The sequence below is a fragment of the Streptomyces sp. NPDC059037 genome, from assembly GCF_042740015.1.
Classification (GTDB): Bacteria; Actinomycetota; Actinomycetes; order Streptomycetales; family Streptomycetaceae; genus Streptomyces.
Map to the genome: position 1 here is coordinate 15,819 of NZ_JBHYIG010000084.1, position 16,188 is coordinate 32,006.

A 16,188-nucleotide genomic window follows, 5' to 3' on the forward strand; every position below is an offset into this window, starting at 1 on the left:
TCCACCCGGCCCAAACTCCCCGCGGCCCCCCCCCGCCCATCCTCCGCCCAGGGGGCCGGGGGATTCGCCCTTTCAACAGCTCATCGGCCTCAGATGCCGAACCGCGCCGCGATCCCGTCGAGGACACACTCGAGGCCCGTCTCGAACGCCCAGGTCGGATCGTCCTTGCGCGTCGCCCGCAGGCCGTAGCGCTTGTACGTGGGATAGCGGCCGGTCTCCATGAGGTACGTCATCTGCGGTGCCAGACCCCTACGGACCTCGGCGCCGGAGGACCAGCCCTCGGCCTGAGTCCACTCCTGCAGGGCCACTTCGGACGAGGCCGCGCCGTGCGCGTAGGCGCTGACGGTGCGGAACGCCACCATCATCGTGTCCTCGTCGAGGCCAAGGCCGTCGAGCGCGGCCAACTGCCGCTCGGCGATGGCCAACCGGCCCGGGGTGAGGACGAAGGTCGCCGTGGGCAGCTGGCCCACCCAAGGGTGGCGCCGCATCGACTCCCGGGTCAGCAGGGCGAAGTCCCGCAGCACCTCGCGCCAGCCGGTCAGTTCCTCGGGGATCACGACCTCGGCCGCCACCCGCTCGGCCATCAGCGCCCACAGATCGTCCTTGCCGGAGACATGGCGGTACGCGGCCATCGGCGCGACCCCCAGCTCCGTGGCGAGCCGGCGCATGGTGACGGCGGCGAAGCCCTCCGCGTCGGCGACCTCGACCGCGACGGCACCGATCCGCTCCAGGGTCAGTGAGGCGCGGGGCGCGGCCGGCTGTTCGAGACGCTCCCAGAGCGACTTGTCCGGCTCCGCCTTGCCGTCCCTCTTCTGACCAGCCACAACCGGGCTCCTCTCCGTCGGGCGCTCAGCGTACAACGTATCCCTCAGTAGACGCTGTACACACTGACGTGTACGTTGTACGCATCCAGATACGCCGTACACATTCAGCACTCTCAGGGGGATCCACATGACCAGCAGCATCGATCGGCCGCTCCAGGTCGCCGTCGTCGTCGGCAGCACCCGCGAGGGCCGTTTCGCACCCGTCGTCACCCGGTGGCTGACGGGGCATCTCGACCGGCGCGACGACATGAAGGCCGATGTCGTCGACCTCGCCGAGACCCCGCTGCCCACCGCCCTGCCCGCCTTCGGGCAGCCGCTCGCACCCGGCGTCGCGGAGGCGCTCGCCCAGGTGTCACCGCGCCTCGACGCCGCCGACGCGTTCGTCTTCGTCACACCGGAGTACAACCACAGCTTCCCGGCCTCCCTGAAGAACGCCATCGACTGGCACAACACGCAGTGGCACGGCAAGCCGGTCGCCTTCGTCTCCTACGGCGGCCTCTCCGGCGGCCTGCGCGCGGTCGAGCAACTCCGCGTCGTCATGGCCGAGTTGAACGCCACGACCATCCGCAACACGGTCAGCTTCCACAACGCGTACGGAGCGTTCGGCGAGGACGGCACCGTCGACGACCCGGCCGTGGACGCCGCCGCCGAGGCCCTGCTCGACCAGCTCGCCTGGTGGGCACACGCGCTGCGGGACGCCAAGTCCATCCGCGCGTACGCCGTCTGACGTCTCGTCACACCCCTGGGGGGAACCATGAGTCAACGTACGGAAGAGACGGGCATCCCGCCGACGCCGGACGGCGCGACGCAACCGGCCGACGAGGGCGGCCCGTCCAAGCTCGTCCTCTTCGGGCTGCTGCTCGGCCTGATGCTCGGCCTGCTCGACGGCACGATCGTGGGCACCGCCCTGCCCACGATCGTCGGCGACCTGGGCGGCCTCGACCACCTCTCCTGGGTGGTGACGGCCTATCTGCTCACCGCGTCCGTCTCCACCCCCATCTGGGGCAAGCTCGGCGACCTGTACGGGCGCAAGGGCAGCTTCGTCTGGTCGATCGCGGTGTTCCTCGCCGGCTCCGTGCTCTCCGGACTCGCCCAGGACATGGGGCAGCTCATCGCCTTCCGTGCCGTACAGGGCCTCGGCGCGGGCGGCCTCATGGTCGGCGCCATCTCGATCATCGGCGTCATGCTGCCCCCGTCGCAGGCCGGCCGCTCGCAGTCGATGATCGGCGCGATGATGCCCGTGGCGCTGGTCGGCGGACCGCTGCTCGGCGGCTTCCTCACCGACCGGCTCGACTGGCGCTGGGTCTTCTACGTCAACGTGCCCATCGGCGCGATCGCCCTGCTCATCATCGCCCTGCGCCTGCGCCTGCGCACCGAGCGCGTCAAGGCCCGGATCGACTACAAGGGAGCGGCGCTGCTCTCCGCGGGCATCCTCGCCCTCACCCTCCTGGGCAGTTGGGGCGGCACCACCTACGGCTGGGCGTCACCGCAGATCCTCGGGCTCGGCGTGCTCGGCGCGGGCGCCCTGGTCTGGTTCGCCCGGGTCGAGCGGCGAGCCGCCGAGCCGATCATCCCGCCCCGGCTCTTCGCCGACCGCAACTTCACGCTCGCCCAGATCCTCTGCTTCCTGGTGGGCGGCGCCATGCTCGGGGCGTCCAGCTATCTCCCGCAGTACATGCAGTTCGTCCGCGGCGCATCGTCGACGGCCAGCGGCATGCTGCTGCTTCCGCTGATGGCGGGCATGTTCGGCGCGCAGCTCCTGCTGGGCCGGATCACGTCCAAGGGCGGCGGCTACCGCGCCTACACCATCATCGGCGGCACGCTGACGACCGTCGGCGGCCTCGCGTTCCTCGCGGTCGGCGCGGACACCCCGACGGCCGTGACCTCCGCGCTGACCCTCGTACTCGGCACCGGCATGGGCTTCCTCATGCAGAGCACCCTGCTGATCACCATCAACAGCGCCGAGCCGCGCGACATGGGCGCCGCCACCGGCACCGCGACGCTCCTTCGCACGATCGGCGGCTCGCTCGGCGTCGCGGTGCTCGGCGCGGTCTACTCCAGCAGGCTCACCTCGGCCGGCATGCCGGAGGGCGGCACTTCCTGGACGCCGGAGGCATCCTGGGGGATGCCGGAGGGGGTACGCGATGCGGTGCGTGTTGCCGTGACCGGCGGGCTGCATGGGGTGGCGCTCGGGGTGGCTCTGCTTGGGGCTGCGGCGTTCGCGGTGGCATGGCTGGTCAGGGAGGTGCCGCTGCGGCGCGAATGACCGTGCCCCGAAGGGGCGCGGGGAACTGCGCGACCAGCCACAACGCACCCGCAGAGAAATAGGAATCAGCCGGGCAGCAGCCCAGTCGCCGGACCCACCAGAGGCAACTCATCGAGCGAGGCCCCGCCGGCCAGCGGCCCCGTCGCCGCCGCGGTAGTGATCGGCTTGAAGTCCGCGATGCGGGTACCCACCGCGTTATCGAGCGGATCGACCCCCGTACCGGCCAGCGGATTCAGCTTCAGGTTCTTGGCGGGCCCGAGGCCGCCCCGCACCGCCTGGTGCAGGCCCGCGCCGGCCGCCGTCACATCATCGGTGGCCTGCGGGGCAGCAGGCGCCGCGCTCGCCGTCGCCGCGCCGCCGACCCCCAGCGCCGCCCCCGCGACGGTGACGGTCACACCCGCGTGCAGCAGAGCGCGCGAGAAAGACTTGGGGCCTGCTGAGTTTCGTGCCATCGATCTACCGCCCATATCGACTTTGGGTAACCAGTTGCCCACGTAGCGTAGTTGAGGTGTGGTGCGGGCACCAAAGCCCGACCCGTGGGGTCGCCTGAGGGGCTCCATGCCGCACACTGGTCTCTCGTGAGTTCCCATCCCCCGATACCCACCCGCGTCGTGCTGCTCGCCGGCCCCTCCGGCTCGGGCAAGTCGTCGTTCGCCGCCCGCTCGGGCCTTCCGGTGCTGTGCCTCGACGACTTCTACAAAGAGGCCGACGACCCGACGCTGCCGCAGGTGCCGGGCAGCGCCGACATCGACTGGGACTCCCCCGCGTCCTGGGACCGCGAGACCGCCGTCGCCGCCATCGAGCGCCTTTGCCGCACGGGACGTACGAGCGTCCCCGTGTACGACATCTCCACCAGCTCCCGGACGGGCGAGTCCACGATGGACATCGAGCGCACGCCGGTGTTCATCGCGGAGGGGATCTTCGCGGCGGACATCGTGGAGCAGTGCAGGGAGATCGGCGTGCTCGCCGACGCGATCTGTCTGCGGGGGCGGCCGTCCACCACGTTCCGGCGACGGCTGCTGCGGGACCTGCGCGAGGGCCGCAAGTCCGTGCCGTTCCTCCTCCGGAGGGGGTGGCGGCTGATGCGGGCCGAGCGGGCGATCGTGGCTCGGCAGAGTGCGCTTGGGGCGCATCCCTGCGGGCGTGACGAGGCGCTGGGGCGGGTCGCCGCTGCCGCGGCCGGGCGGTGTGTGAAGGCTCGGGCGTTCTAGACCGCCGCTTCACGGCGGAATCTTTCCCGCCCACCCACGCGATCACCCCGCAACAAAGCAGAAGGACCGGAAAGACCCCCCGGCCTTCCGGTCCCGCTGCCTCTTTCCCCCGTGGTCCCCCGTGACCCCGTCTCCCCCGTGGTCCCCCCGATACTTCCCGCCGCTTCCCCCCTAGGAGCGGCGGCCCCCGTGATCCTCAGGCGACCAACTCGCCGAAGGACTCCTCCTGGTCACGGCCGAAGCTGAGGACCTCGTCCTCGCGCAGCCGGCGCAGGGAGCGCCAGATGCTGGACTTCACCGTGCCCACGCTGATGTCGAGGATGTCCGCGATCTCGGGGTCCGTGCGGCCCTCGTAGTAGCGCAGGACCAGCATCGTCCGCTGCAGTTCGGGAAGGCGGGCCAGGGCCTGCCAGAGAACCGCGCGGAGTTCCGTGCCCCGCATCGCGTCCGTGTCGCCCGCCGTCTCCGGCAGTTCCTCGGTCGGGTATTCGTTCAGCTTGCGGCGGCGCCACGCGCTGATGTGCAGATTGGTCATGGTGCGGCGGAGGTACCCGCCGACCGCGGCCTTGTCGCTGATCCTGTCCCAGGCCCGGTACGTCGAGAAGAGGGCGCTCTGCAGCAGATCCTCGGCCTCGAAACGGTCACCGGTCAGGTGGTAGGCGGTTGCGTACAGGGAGGCACGACGCTCCTGGACGTAGGCGGTGAACTCCGCCTCCGACGCTGAAGTGCGCTCCCCCGTGTCCTCCCTGTACGCGGCTCCCCCGTGAGCTCCCCCGTCAGTTCCCCCGATGACGCCCGGGAGTACGTCAACCACCGTCATGAACGCGGTGTGCTGACGCCCGGTGCCGCGAGCGCACCCCCGCCCGCTCACGGCACCGGACTTCTCGTGCCTCTCGGCAGTCCGAGCCACGTCGTGGAGACGCGTGACAACTGCGCTTGAGCTGGTGCTGTGCAGCGTGTTCATCTCGCGCCCCCCGTCGGTGGAGTCTGGCTTCTTCCGTGTGACCAAAACTCTGCCCGAGGCACTTCATGACGGTGTCCGCCGACTGTCACAGGCCTGCAACAGCCCTCATGTCTGTAGGGGAGAAGTGTGGGAGGGCTCCCAACAGTCGAACTGTGGCCGCACCATGGGACAGAATGACGTCCGTGCCTTCCCTGTTGCTGATCGAGGACGACGACGCCATCCGTACAGCCCTTGAGCTTTCGCTCACCCGCCAAGGGCATCGGGTGGCTACTGCTGCCACCGGCGAGGACGGCCTGAAACTGCTCAGTGAGCAGCGGCCGGACCTGATCGTGCTGGATGTGATGCTGCCGGGCATCGACGGGTTCGAGGTGTGCCGTCGCATCCGGCGCACCGACCAGTTGCCGATCATCCTGCTGACCGCGCGCAGTGACGACATCGACGTGGTGGTCGGGCTCGAGTCCGGCGCCGACGACTATGTCGTGAAACCCGTGCAGGGACGGGTGCTCGACGCCCGGATCCGTGCGGTGCTCCGGCGCGGTGAGCGCGAGGCCAATGACGCGGCGACGTTCGGTTCGCTCGTCATCGACCGCGCCGCGATGACCGTGACGAAGAACGGCGAGGATCTGCAGCTCACGCCGACCGAGCTGCGGCTGCTCCTTGAGCTGAGCCGCAGGCCCGGACAGGCCCTGTCGCGGCAGCAGTTGCTGCGTCTGGTGTGGGAGCACGACTATCTCGGTGACTCCCGGCTCGTCGACGCGTGTGTGCAGCGGCTGCGCGCGAAGGTGGAGGACGTCCCGTCCTCGCCGACACTGATCCGTACGGTGCGTGGGGTCGGCTACCGGCTGGACACTCCTCAGTGACCAAACCGCAGGACAGGCTCCGCGGTTGGGCCGCGGCGCGCAAGGCGATACTGGCAGGGCTGCGTTTCACGAGCCTGCGGCTCCGGCTCGTCGTGGTGTTCGGTCTGGTGGCGCTGACCGCCGCCGTCTCGGCGTCCGGAATCGCGTACTGGCTCAACCGCGAGGCGGTGCTCACCCGTGCACAGGACGCGGCGCTGAAGGACTTCCAGCAGGAGATGCAGACCCGCGCGGGGGCGCTGCCGCCCCATCCGACGCAGGACGAACTGCAGCAGGCCGCCGGGACGATGGCGAACAGCAGCCAGCGCTACAGCGTGCTGCTGATCGGTGAGAACGGCGACGGTGACACCGTCGTCGGCTACTCCGACCTGGACGCCTTCACGCTCGCCGACGTGCCCAAGTCGCTGCGGGTGACGGTGAACAAGGAACAGCCGCTCACCTCCAGCAACAAGAGCCCGTACCACCTGTACTGGCAGCGGACCGTCGACGACGGCACCCCGTATCTGGTGGGCGGCGCGAAGGTCATCGGCGGCGGGCCCACCGGTTACATGCTCAAGTCCCTTGAGCCGGAGGCGAAGGACCTGAGCTCGCTCGGCTGGTCGCTCGCCATCGCCACGGGGCTCGCGCTGATCGGTTCCGCGCTGCTCGCGCAGGCGGCGGCGACCACCGTGCTCAAGCCGGTGCACCGGCTCGGCGTGGCCGCGCGGCGGCTCGGCGAGGGCAAGCTGGACACCCGGCTGAGGGTGTCGGGCACGGATGAACTGGCCGATCTGTCACGGACGTTCAACCGGACCGCGGAGAGCCTGGAGAAGAAGGTCGACGACATGAGCGCCCGTGACGAGGCGTCGCGCCGCTTCGTCGCCGACATGTCGCACGAACTGCGTACGCCGCTGACCGCGATCACCGCGGTGACGGAGGTCCTCGAAGAGGAGCTGGACGCCGAGACCGGGTCGGTCGACCCGATGATCGAGCCCGCGGTGCGCCTCGTGGTCAGCGAGACCCGCCGGCTCAACGACCTGGTGGAGAACCTGATGGAGGTCACCCGCTTCGACGCGGGCACGGCCCGGCTCGTCCTGGACGACGTCGACATCGCCGACCAGATCACGGCGTGCATCGACGCCCGCGCCTGGCTCGACGCGGTCGAGCTCGACGCGGAGCGCGGCATCATGGTGCGGCTCGACCCGCGCCGCCTCGATGTGATCCTGGCGAACCTCATCGGCAACGCACTCAAGCACGGCGGCTCCCCGGTGAAGGTCTCGGTGCGGCTCGCGGGCGAGAAGCTGGTCATCGCGGTGCGCGACGGGGGCCCCGGCATCCCCGAGGACGTACTGCCGCATGTCTTCGACCGCTTCTACAAGGCGAGTGCGTCCAGGCCGCGTTCGGAGGGCAGCGGGCTCGGGCTCTCCATCGCCCTGGAGAACGCCCACATCCACGGCGGTGAGATCACCGCCGCCAACTCCCCCAAGGGCGGCGCCGTGTTCACGCTGTGGCTGCCGCGCGATCCCAGGCCGCTGGTGGAGGAAGAACCGGACGACGCGGACGACGCGGACGGCACCGACGAGCCCCGCAAGGGCGCGGACGGCGCGGGCAAGGGAGAGAAGCGATGAACCGGCGACGGCTGCGTGCCGCGCTCCTTGCCGCCGCGCTGACCGCGACGCTGACCGCGTGCGGCATCCGGTCGACGGAGGTGCCGACCGACTTCGGCCCGGGGCCCTCGCGGGTGCCGTGTGTGATGTCCGGGTCGAGCATCGCGTCGCAGTCGAGCGGCATCCCGGTGCAGGTCTTCCTGGTGTGCGCGGCACAGCTGGTGACCGTCGACCGCACGGTGCGGATCCCCGCCGACAAGGCGACGACCGACCGCGTACGCATCGCGCAGGCGCTCCTCGACGAGCTGGAGCATCCGCCGTCGGACCCCGAGAAGCAGGCGGGCTTCGCCACGGACGTACGCGGCGGCACGGTCGTCAGCGGTCCCGGCGACGACGATCCGGACGACGCGCTGCGGTTCAGCACGCCGCCGGAGGATCTGTCGGCCTTCGCCCTCGCGCAGATCGTCTGCACCTACGCGGACAGCGCGGCGGCGGCCGGCGAGCGCTCGGTGATCCTGGGCGGCCCCGGTGACGCCCCGCTGCGCCGCTACGAATGCACGCAGGCCGTCAGGCAGCGCCCGGGTACGGAGGCACCGCCTGCGGAAACGGTGAAGTGACCGCACTCCTTGAGCGGCCGCAGTGACCTCGGAGCGTCACGTCGCCCGCGATTGAGACAGTGACCGCGCGCGATCAAGACAGCGCCCCGTACCGGGATGAGATACGCGGAACCGATCCTGCCGCTCGGCGCGTCTAGGGGGACGTGCGTCAAGGCTCGGGCGGCCACGGGGCCGCCATCCGCTTCCGCGCGGCGGGAGGATTCCTCCTCGTCGCGCACCTTCTGCTCGTCGGATGGTTCACGCTGCGTCCACTGGACGTGCCCTGGGTCAGCGCGGCGAATCTGCAGCCGTTCGCCGGCATCAAGGCGGATCTGGCGCTCGGTCCCGCGCAGGCCGCCCGGCAGATAGGCGGCAGCCTGCTACTGCTCGCGCCGCTCGGCGTGCTGCTTCCGCTGGCCGGCGGGCGGGTCCATGTGTCGCCGCTGGGTTCGCTGGTCCGCACGATCGCGGCGGGGGCGCTGCTCTCGCTGGGCATCGAGCTGCTGCAGACCGGGGTGCCGGGGCAGGTCGTCGACATCGACTCGCTGTTCCTGAACACCGTGGGAGTGGCCCTCGCGCATCTCGCCGTGGTGCCCGCCGTCAGGGCCAGGCTCCGCCGCCGTACTGATGGGGTGGACCGCGCGGCCCTCCTGCGGGAGGACGCTTCTCAGGGTGCGACCCCGACGATTCCCAGGGTCGGTATCGCACCCTAGAGCGACGCTTTGCCCGCTTCGTGAACGTAGCTTTGAGTCATCGGGGAAACGCCCCCGGACCTCATACCTGATCACTACGGTTCACGAAGGAGCCACCATGACCGCCCTTGCCCGCCCCACGAACGGCCGGATGATCGGCGGAGTGTGTGCCGCCCTCGCCAAGCGGTTCGGCACGTCGGCGACGACGATGCGCGTGATCTTCGTGCTCTCCTGCCTGCTGCCCGGACCGCAGTTCCTCCTCTACATAGCGCTGTGGGTGCTGCTCCCCTCGGAGGGCAAGACCCAGCAGGCAGCCTGGTGAGAGGTCTCCATACGTACGCCGATGGGGCGCACCCCTGCGAAAGGGTGCGCCCCATCGGCGTACGCGGATGCGCGCGAGGATCAGCCGAGCGGCAGACCCTTCACCGGCAGACCCGAGCCCTGCGGGCCCGCGGCCGGCAGGCCGCCGAGCAGGCCCGAGACCGGGTTGGCGGCGGCCGGCAGGGCCGCAGTCCGGGGCTGGACCTCGCCGTTGGCGAGCGTGTGTCCGTTGGCGAGCTGGCCGACGGTCGGCGCGGCGGCCTGCATGGTGGTGCCGAGCGCGTTCTGGCCGGCGGCCAGGGCCTCGGGGCCACCGGCGGGCAGCGTCTTGGCGGCCTCTCCGACGGGGAGCGTCGAGGTGGCGGAGCCGAGGGCGGCCGTGGGGTTCGGCACCGCCGGGGCGGCGTCGGCGGCACCCGCGCCGGCGGCGGCGAAGGCGGCACCGAGAGCGGCGACACCGAGGGTCTTGGCAGCAGACTGCTTCATTTTCAATGCGTCCTTGATGACGGGGACTTTTGAGCGGCCCATGACCGTAAACATGTGAGCGAGCCGTCTGCAAACAGCAAAACGCGGCCGGGAATTAATGTTCCCGACCGCGCCCGCAATGCTCGAATTGCTGCTAGGACCCGACAGAAGTGCTGGTCGAAGCGGTCTGACGGAACAGCCATTCGGACTTCAGCTCGGCATAACCGGGCTTGATCACGTCATTGATCATTGCCAGTCGTTCATCGAAAGGAATGAACGCTGATTTCATCGCATTGACTGTGAACCACTGCATGTCGTCGAGCGTGTAACCGAAAGCGTCGACCAGGTGGTCGAACTCACGGCTCATGCTGGTGCCGGACATGAGGCGGTTGTCCGTGTTCACCGTCGCCCGGAAGTGCAGCTTGCGGAGCAGCCCGATCGGGTGCTCGGCGTAGGAGGTCGCGGCGCCCGTCTGGAGGTTGGAGCTGGGGCACATCTCCAGGGGGATGCGCTTGTCGCGTACGTAGCTGGCGAGGCGGCCGAGCTTCACGGTGCCGTCGTCGGCGACCTGGATGTCGTCGATGATGCGTACGCCGTGGCCGAGCCGGTCGGCGCCGCACCACTGCAGGGCCTGCCAGATGGAGGGCAGGCCGAAGGCCTCGCCGGCGTGGATCGTGAAGTGGTTGTTCTCGCGCTTCAGGTACTCGAACGCGTCGAGGTGCCGGGTGGGCGGGAAGCCCGCCTCGGCGCCCGCGATGTCGAAGCCGACGACGCCCAGGTCCCGGTACCGGTTGGCGAGTTCGGCGATCTCCAGGGCGCGGGCGGCGTGCCGCATCGCGGTGAGCAGCGCGCCGACGCGGATGCGGTGGCCGTTGGCCTTCGCGCGCCGCTCGCCTTCCCGGAAGCCTTCGTTGACGGCCTCGACGACCTCTTCGAGGGTGAGGCCCTGCTCCAGGTGCTGCTCGGGGGCGTACCGGATCTCGGCGTAGACGACGCCGTCCTCGGCGAGGTCCTCGGCGCACTCGGCGGCCACGCGCTTGAGGGCGTCCTTCGTCTGCATCACCGCGCAGGTGTGGGCGAAGGTCTCCAGATAGCGCGGCAGCGAACCGGAGTCGGCGGCCTCCCGGAACCAGATCCCCAGCTTGTCGGGGTCGGTCTCGGGCAGTGACTCGTACCCCGCCTCGCGGGCGAGGTCGACGATCGTGCCGGGGCGCAGGCCGCCGTCCAGGTGGTCGTGGAGGAGCACCTTGGGGGCGCGGCGGATCTGTTCGGCGCTGGGTGTTTCGCGGTCCGTGTGACCGGCTGCTTTGGTGGTCTGGCTCGTCATCTCGGCACTCTAGCGCCTACGCGCGTAGATCGCCGGGTGGATCTCACGGGTCGATACGTAACAGTGACCCCGCGGACGGGTGGCGTACACCATCGCTTCTGACACTGTTCTGTCATGGCACAGCAAGCGACGCCCGATTCCGTGCGCGCGGCCAGGCTCGGGCGCGTGATCGGTACGCGGCCTTCGGCGGTCAGCGGCGCGGTGCTGCTGCTTCCCGGCGGCCACGAGACCTCGGCCCGCAAACCACCCCCGATCGCCGCGAGCGTGGTGCGCGCGCTCGGCCGCAGACTGGCCCGTGACGGGCGGGACGAGGGGCTCGCGGTGCACGTCGTGCGGTACCGCTACCGCGGGTGGAACGGTGCGCAGGCGGAGCTCGCCGCCGACGCGGACTGGGCCGCGGACGAGATCATCCGGCGCTACGGCGACGTGTCCGTCTGCCTGGTCGGCGTGGACATGGGCGGGCGGGCGGCGCTGCGGGCCGGCGGGCACGACGCGGTGAACTCCGTCCTCGCGCTGGCCCCTTGGCTCCCCGAGGACGATGTCGCGGCGTCCCCCGAACCGGTGAAGCAGCTCGTGGGGCGGCGGGTGCTTGTCGTGCACGGCACGAACGATGAGCGGACCGATCCTGAGCTTTCGTTCCGGTTTGCGCAGCGGGCGAAGAAGGCGAACCGGGATGTGTGCCGGTTCGAAGTCCACTCGGACGGGCACCGGTTGCACCAGCACCAGTCCGAAGTCCTCGCCCTGACCTCGGACTTCGTCCTCGGCTCCCTCTTCGGCCACGCGTACGCCCGCCCCCTGGAGGACGCCTTGGCGGCTCCGCCGCCGCTGGGGCTCCGGATGCCGCTGGCCTCCGGCTTCGGGGCGTCGATGCGGCATTGATCGCTCAGGACCGCCGCTTCGCGGCGATCTTTCCCGCCCACCCACCCGATTGCCCGGCAGCGCTTCCAACCTGCCGACTCGCCGTTGTCGGCCGCGCCGCCGCTTCGCGGCGGATTCTTTCCCGCCCACCCACCCGAATCTCCGCAGCTGCCCGCCCGCCCCTCAGCCCGTCCGCCTCGCGGCCGGCGCAGCCGGAAAGGATTCGGGAAGGGGCGGGATCGGGGAAAGAAGAACTACTCCGGCAGCAGCCTCCCCCTCCGGCTCAGGAGGAATTTCTTGAACGCCGCCACCGGGGGCGTGTCCGGGTGGCCGTCCAGCCAGGCGACGCCGATCTCTCGTACCGCCCGCTGGCCCGTCACCGTCAGCTCCACGACTCCCGGGCGGGGGACGGCCGGTGGGGGGAGGAGGGCCACGCCGAGGCCCGCCGCCACCAGGCCCCGCAGGGTCTCCGCCTCCTCGCCCTCGAACGCCACCCGCGGCTTGAAGCCCGCCTCCTGGCAGAGGTCGTCCGTGATGCGGCGCAGGCCGTAGCCGGGCTCCAGCGTCACGAACGCCTCGTCCGCCGCTTCCGAGAGGCGGACCCGCTTGCGGGCGGCGAGGCGGTGATCGTCGGGCACCACGAGGCGCAGCCGCTGCTCGTCAAGGCGGCGGGCGACGAGATCCGGGGCGTCCGGCACGGGTGAGGTGAGGCAGAGGTCGAGATCGCCCGCCCGCAGGCGCTCGATCATCGCCTCCCCGTAGTTCTGGACGAGGCTGAACCGGATCCGCGGATGGTCCGCGCGGAAGGCGCGGATCAGACCGGGCACGGTCTCCGACCCCATCGTGTGGAGGAACCCGAAGGCCACCTTGCCCGACGCCGGGTCCGCGTCCGCCCGGACGGACTCCGCGGCCCGCTCCACCTCCCCCAGCGCCCGCTCGACCGAGGCGAGGAAGGTCCGCCCCGCCGGGGTGAGCGACACCGTACGGCCGTGCCGGGCGAACAGGTCGACCCCCAGGTCCTGTTCGAGACGTACCAGCGCACGGGACAGGGTGGACTGCGGCACCTGCATCTCCTGCGCGGCCCGCGTGACGTGTTCGGTGCGGGCGACCCCCGCGAAGTACGCGAGCCGCGGCGAGAGCAGTGCCGACCAGGAGCCCGGCGTGAGCTCGGCGGGTGGCACCGCCGCCTCCCTTCCACCGCTCTTTCCGATGTCCTTTGCGTAACTGCTCTGCGACAGACGCCCCGCTGAACTGCTCTCATGCACCATGGGAACGATTATGGCCAGTTCATGCATTGGACGGATGATTCGCAAGTGCCTACGTTCGATGCATGCCTCCTGCCAGTAGCGGGGCGTCCGCCACCCATGCGGTCGCCCTCACCCCGTCGTCCCCTGCCACCGACTCCACCGACACGCGCCTCACGCCCGGCGGCCCCGGCTACCGCCGGATGAGCTTCGCCCTCTTCCTCGCGGGTGTCGCGACCTTCGCCCTCCTCTACTCCACGCAGGCGCTGCTCCCCCTCGTCTCCGCCGACTTCGGCGTCAGCGCGAGCACGGCGAGCTGGACGGTCTCGGCGGCCACGGGCGCACTGGCCCTCTTCGTACTGCCCCTGAGCGCACTCAGCGAGCGCTTCGGGCGGCGGACCCTGATGACGGTCTCCCTGACGGTCGCGGTGACCGTGGGGCTGCTCATTCCCTTCGCGCCCTCCATCGGCGTACTCATCGCGCTGCGCGCCGTCCAGGGCGCGGCGCTCGCCGGGCTCCCGGCGTCCGCGATGGCCTTCCTCGCGGAGGAGGTGCGGCCCAAGGCGCTGGTCGCCGCGATCGGCATGTTCGTCGCGGGCAACTCCATCGGCGGCATGAGCGGGCGCATCATCACCGGCTGGGTCGCGCAGGCCTGGGGCTGGCGCTGGGCGCTCGCCGTCGTCGGCCTCATCGCCGTGCTGTGCGCGCTCGCCTTCCGCGCGCTGCTGCCCGCGCCGCGCCACTTCACGCCGGGCTCGCTCAACCCCAAGGCCCTTGGCAGGACGATCCGTTCGCACCTCTCGAACCCGCTGCTCTGCAGGCTGTACGCGATCGGCGCGCTGTTCATGACCGTGTTCGGCGCGGTCTACACGGTGATCGGCTACCGCCTCACCGAGGCGCCGTTCTCGCTGCCCCAGGGCATCATCGGCTCGATCTTCCTCGTCTATCTCGTCGGTACGGTCTCCTCGGCCGCCGCCGGGAAGCTGGTGGCGCGGCTCGGCCGGCGCGGGGCGCTGTACCTGGCGGTGAGCACGACCGCGGGCGGCCTGCTGCTCTCCCTCTCCGACTCGATCGTCATGGTCCTGCTCGGTCTGGTCCTGATCACCGCGGGCTTCTTCGCGGGGCACGCGGTCGCCTCCTCGTCCGTGAGCCGTACGGCCACGACGGGCCGGGCGCAGGCTTCGGCGCTCTACCAGTCGGCGTACTACCTGGGCTCCAGCGCGGGCGGCACGCTCGGCGCGATCGCCTTCCACTCGGGCGGCTGGGCCGGGACGGTGGCGCTGGGGCTCCTCGCGGTGGCCGGCGTCGTCTCGATCACCCTCTGGGGATCGCACGCGGCGCGGGCGCAGGAACGCCGGGCCCAGGAGCGGCGGGGGCTTGTGGCGGCGCACTGACCGCCCCGCGAATGACCCTTCCCACCTGCGGGTTTTCCCACTCCGGGGGCCATTGTCAGTGGGCTTCGGTAGCTTACGGAGTGCTGGGACTTTCGTGGCAGCCGCAGGGGTGGGTCGGTTATGAGTGGAAGCGCAGGGACGACGTCCGAACTGGACGTCACGCTGGAGAAGCACCGGGTCGAGCTGACCGGGTACTGCTATCGCATGCTGGGCTCGTCCTTCGAAGCCGAGGACGCCGTGCAGGACACGATGGTGCGCGCCTGGCGGAGCTTCGAGAAGTTCGAGGGCCGCTCCAGCATCCGCTCGTGGCTGTACCGCATCGCGACGAACGTCTGCCTGGACATGCTGAACGCGGGCAACCGCCGCGCGCGTCCCATGGACCTCACCGCGGCGGCCCCGCTGGCCCAGGCCGCGCTGACGCCCCGCCCCGACAATGTGTGGCTGGAGCCGATGCCGGACGCGCGGGTGCTGCCGTCCGTCAGCGATCCCGCCGAGGCCGCCGTGGCCAAGGAGTCGGTGCGCCTCGCCTTCGTCGCCGCCCTGCAGCAACTGCCGCCCAAGCAGCGGGCGGTGCTGATCCTGCGCGAGGTCCTCGCGTGGAAGGCCAGCGAGGCGGCCGAGCTCCTCGACACCTCGGTGGCCTCCGTCAACAGCGCGCTGCAGCGGGCGCGGGCGACGCTGGCCGAGGGGCCCGCCGACGACACGGCCGTCTCCGACCCCCTGGACGACGAGCAGCAGAAGCTGCTTGAGCGGTACGTGGCGGCCTTCGAGGGCTACGACATGGCGGCGCTGACGGCGTTGCTGCACGAAGACGCCGTCATGACGATGCCCCCGTTCGACCTGTGGCTGCGGGGCACGTCGGACATCACGGGCTTCATGTCCACGATGGGCGCGACGTGTGCGAACGGCCGGCTGCTCCCGGTCGACGTCAACGGCACGCCGGGCTTCGCCCAGTACAAACCCGATCCCGACAAGGGCGGGTTCATGCCGTGGGCGATCCAGGTCATCGAGATCTCAGGCGAGGGGCGGATCGCGGGCTTCCACTGCTTCCTGGACACGGCGCGGTGGTTCCCGCTGTTCGGTGCGCCGGCCCATCTCGATCTCCATGGGGAGCCCGACGAGGTGCAGTAGCTCGCGCAGGTCCGGGGCCGGGTTCCGCAGCCGGATCCGGCCGCCTGCGCGGCGGGCGGTGAGCTGGAGGCGGGCGAGGGCGTCTATCGCGGCGAGGACGGGTGGGCCGAGGTCTGCGACGTCGCAGACGAGGACGCCGGGGGCGTCCGCGTCTGCCGAGCGCAGCAGTTCTCCGGCCTCCTCGCAGAGGCGGTGCGTCGCCTCTCGGTCGAGGGTGCCGGTGAGGATGAGGTCCGGCGGCTTGATGGCTTCCACGTTGGGGGGACCGTGCGGGGGCACGGAACTCATCGGTAAGGGTGCGGGCCGTGCCTCCGGCGGTTCTTTCCCCAACCCCGCCCCTTCCCGAAAGTTCCGGCTTCGCCGGCCGCGAGGTGGCCGTAAATCACCGGCTCCGCCGAGTTCGGGGGGGCAAACCCCCCCGCGGGGGGGGGGGGGAGTACCGGCGACAGGGG

The 16,188-nt window shown here is 70.8% G+C and carries 18 protein-coding genes; 11 read left to right on the top strand and 7 right to left on the bottom strand.

Going from position 1 to position 16,188, the window contains the following annotated elements; translation table 11 throughout:
• Window positions 1–89: 89 nt before the first annotated feature.
• Window positions 90–824 carry a TetR/AcrR family transcriptional regulator gene (locus ACFWY6_RS19215; RefSeq protein ID WP_384691618.1) on the bottom strand — a complete coding sequence of 245 codons (735 nt, stop codon included), beginning with the start codon at window positions 822–824 and terminating at the stop codon, window positions 90–92.
• 127 nt (window positions 825–951) lie between these two features.
• Between ACFWY6_RS19215 and ACFWY6_RS19220 the strand changes: the two genes are divergently transcribed.
• Together ACFWY6_RS19220 and ACFWY6_RS19225 are read left to right on the top strand one after the other, a co-directional pair.
• Window positions 952–1,551, top strand: coding sequence for an NADPH-dependent FMN reductase (locus ACFWY6_RS19220; protein ID WP_384691621.1), 600 nt, complete (start codon window positions 952–954; stop codon window positions 1,549–1,551).
• A 27-nt stretch (window positions 1,552–1,578) separates the two neighbouring features.
• Window positions 1,579–3,090, top strand: a complete 1,512-nt coding sequence (locus ACFWY6_RS19225; RefSeq protein ID WP_384691624.1) for an MDR family MFS transporter — start codon at window positions 1,579–1,581, stop codon at window positions 3,088–3,090.
• 65 nt (window positions 3,091–3,155) lie between these two features.
• On the opposite strand, the gene ACFWY6_RS19230 is transcribed toward ACFWY6_RS19225, so the two are convergent.
• A complete protein-coding gene (locus ACFWY6_RS19230) occupies window positions 3,156–3,542 on the bottom strand; it encodes a hypothetical protein (RefSeq protein WP_384691627.1) in 387 nt (128 codons plus the stop codon).
• 126 nt (window positions 3,543–3,668) lie between these two features.
• On the opposite strand from ACFWY6_RS19230, the gene ACFWY6_RS19235 reads away from it, so the two are divergent.
• Entirely contained in the window at window positions 3,669–4,301 is a 633-nt protein-coding gene (locus ACFWY6_RS19235; protein WP_384691629.1) for a uridine kinase, read from the top strand.
• A 196-nt stretch (window positions 4,302–4,497) separates the two neighbouring features.
• On the opposite strand, the gene ACFWY6_RS19240 is transcribed toward ACFWY6_RS19235, so the two are convergent.
• Window positions 4,498–5,265, bottom strand: a complete 768-nt coding sequence (locus ACFWY6_RS19240) for a SigE family RNA polymerase sigma factor (protein ID WP_266870285.1) — start codon at window positions 5,263–5,265, stop codon at window positions 4,498–4,500.
• Window positions 5,266–5,447: 182 nt separating this feature from the next.
• On the opposite strand from ACFWY6_RS19240, the gene afsQ1 reads away from it, so the two are divergent.
• The 5 genes from afsQ1 (at window position 5,448) to ACFWY6_RS19265 (ending at window position 9,318) form a co-directional block, all read left to right on the top strand.
• Window positions 5,448–6,125: a two-component system response regulator AfsQ1 gene (gene afsQ1, locus ACFWY6_RS19245; RefSeq protein ID WP_030562528.1), complete on the top strand. Its 678-nt coding sequence runs from the start codon at window positions 5,448–5,450 to the stop codon at window positions 6,123–6,125.
• Window positions 6,122–7,729, top strand: coding sequence for an ATP-binding protein (locus ACFWY6_RS19250; RefSeq protein WP_384691632.1), 1,608 nt, complete (start codon window positions 6,122–6,124; stop codon window positions 7,727–7,729). The genes afsQ1 and ACFWY6_RS19250 overlap by 4 nt, the downstream gene beginning before the upstream one ends.
• A complete protein-coding gene (locus ACFWY6_RS19255) occupies window positions 7,726–8,325 on the top strand; it encodes a hypothetical protein (protein WP_384691635.1) in 600 nt (199 codons plus the stop codon). Before ACFWY6_RS19250 ends, ACFWY6_RS19255 begins: the two co-directional genes overlap by 4 nt.
• Window positions 8,326–8,468: 143 nt before the next feature.
• Window positions 8,469–9,017, top strand: coding sequence for a VanZ family protein (locus tag ACFWY6_RS19260; RefSeq protein ID WP_384691637.1), 549 nt, complete (start codon window positions 8,469–8,471; stop codon window positions 9,015–9,017).
• Window positions 9,018–9,114: 97 nt separating this feature from the next.
• Window positions 9,115–9,318 (top strand): PspC domain-containing protein, encoded by a 204-nt coding sequence (locus tag ACFWY6_RS19265; protein ID WP_365490237.1) that lies wholly within the window; start codon window positions 9,115–9,117, stop codon window positions 9,316–9,318.
• 80 nt (window positions 9,319–9,398) lie between these two features.
• Here ACFWY6_RS19265 and ACFWY6_RS19270 read toward each other — a convergent pair whose 3' ends face one another.
• Together ACFWY6_RS19270 and ACFWY6_RS19275 are read right to left on the bottom strand one after the other, a co-directional pair.
• On the bottom strand, window positions 9,399–9,803 hold the full coding sequence (locus ACFWY6_RS19270; RefSeq protein ID WP_384691640.1) for an ATP-binding protein: 405 nt from the start codon (window positions 9,801–9,803) through the stop codon (window positions 9,399–9,401).
• A 133-nt stretch (window positions 9,804–9,936) separates the two neighbouring features.
• On the bottom strand, window positions 9,937–11,109 hold the full coding sequence (locus tag ACFWY6_RS19275) for an adenosine deaminase (protein ID WP_384691643.1): 1,173 nt from the start codon (window positions 11,107–11,109) through the stop codon (window positions 9,937–9,939).
• Window positions 11,110–11,223: 114 nt separating this feature from the next.
• Between ACFWY6_RS19275 and ACFWY6_RS19280 the strand changes: the two genes are divergently transcribed.
• On the top strand, window positions 11,224–11,988 hold the full coding sequence (locus ACFWY6_RS19280) for an alpha/beta hydrolase (protein WP_384691645.1): 765 nt from the start codon (window positions 11,224–11,226) through the stop codon (window positions 11,986–11,988).
• Window positions 11,989–12,221: 233 nt separating this feature from the next.
• Here ACFWY6_RS19280 and ACFWY6_RS19285 read toward each other — a convergent pair whose 3' ends face one another.
• Entirely contained in the window at window positions 12,222–13,235 is a 1,014-nt protein-coding gene (locus ACFWY6_RS19285; protein WP_384691648.1) for a LysR family transcriptional regulator, read from the bottom strand.
• A 62-nt stretch (window positions 13,236–13,297) separates the two neighbouring features.
• Here ACFWY6_RS19285 and ACFWY6_RS19290 point away from each other — a divergent pair, with 62 nt between their 5' ends.
• Both ACFWY6_RS19290 and ACFWY6_RS19295 read left to right on the top strand, forming a co-directional pair.
• Window positions 13,298–14,605, top strand: coding sequence for an MFS transporter (locus tag ACFWY6_RS19290; RefSeq protein WP_384691650.1), 1,308 nt, complete (start codon window positions 13,298–13,300; stop codon window positions 14,603–14,605).
• A 120-nt stretch (window positions 14,606–14,725) separates the two neighbouring features.
• The gene (locus tag ACFWY6_RS19295) at window positions 14,726–15,736 is read left to right on the top strand and encodes a sigma-70 family RNA polymerase sigma factor (protein WP_384691652.1); all 1,011 of its coding nucleotides are present in this window, start codon (window positions 14,726–14,728) and stop codon (window positions 15,734–15,736) included.
• Here the strand turns inward: ACFWY6_RS19295 and ACFWY6_RS19300 are convergent.
• Window positions 15,620–16,024 (bottom strand): STAS domain-containing protein, encoded by a 405-nt coding sequence (locus ACFWY6_RS19300; protein ID WP_384691655.1) that lies wholly within the window; start codon window positions 16,022–16,024, stop codon window positions 15,620–15,622. The two genes, ACFWY6_RS19295 and ACFWY6_RS19300, sit on opposite strands and share 117 nt — an antisense overlap.
• Window positions 16,025–16,188: the final 164 nt, after the last annotated feature.

Bases quoted from the DNA above. Each gene is read 5' to 3' on its own strand.
- ACFWY6_RS19220 (WP_384691621.1), top strand. From the start codon at position 952: ATGACCAGCAGCATCGATCGGCCGCTCCAGGTCGCCGTCGTCGTCGGC.
- ACFWY6_RS19225 (WP_384691624.1), top strand. From the start codon at position 1,579: ATGAGTCAACGTACGGAAGAGACGGGCATCCCGCCGACGCCGGACGGC.
- ACFWY6_RS19230 (WP_384691627.1), bottom strand. From the start codon at position 3,542: ATGGCACGAAACTCAGCAGGCCCCAAGTCTTTCTCGCGCGCTCTGCTG.
- ACFWY6_RS19240 (WP_266870285.1), bottom strand. From the start codon at position 5,265: ATGAACACGCTGCACAGCACCAGCTCAAGCGCAGTTGTCACGCGTCTC.
- ACFWY6_RS19255 (WP_384691635.1), top strand. From the start codon at position 7,726: ATGAACCGGCGACGGCTGCGTGCCGCGCTCCTTGCCGCCGCGCTGACC.
- ACFWY6_RS19265 (WP_365490237.1), top strand. From the start codon at position 9,115: ATGACCGCCCTTGCCCGCCCCACGAACGGCCGGATGATCGGCGGAGTG.
- ACFWY6_RS19270 (WP_384691640.1), bottom strand. From the start codon at position 9,803: ATGAAGCAGTCTGCTGCCAAGACCCTCGGTGTCGCCGCTCTCGGTGCC.
- ACFWY6_RS19275 (WP_384691643.1), bottom strand. From the start codon at position 11,109: ATGACGAGCCAGACCACCAAAGCAGCCGGTCACACGGACCGCGAAACA.
- ACFWY6_RS19280 (WP_384691645.1), top strand. From the start codon at position 11,224: ATGGCACAGCAAGCGACGCCCGATTCCGTGCGCGCGGCCAGGCTCGGG.
- ACFWY6_RS19285 (WP_384691648.1), bottom strand. From the start codon at position 13,235: ATGGTGCATGAGAGCAGTTCAGCGGGGCGTCTGTCGCAGAGCAGTTAC.
- ACFWY6_RS19290 (WP_384691650.1), top strand. From the start codon at position 13,298: ATGCCTCCTGCCAGTAGCGGGGCGTCCGCCACCCATGCGGTCGCCCTC.
- ACFWY6_RS19295 (WP_384691652.1), top strand. From the start codon at position 14,726: ATGAGTGGAAGCGCAGGGACGACGTCCGAACTGGACGTCACGCTGGAG.
- ACFWY6_RS19300 (WP_384691655.1), bottom strand. From the start codon at position 16,024: ATGAGTTCCGTGCCCCCGCACGGTCCCCCCAACGTGGAAGCCATCAAG.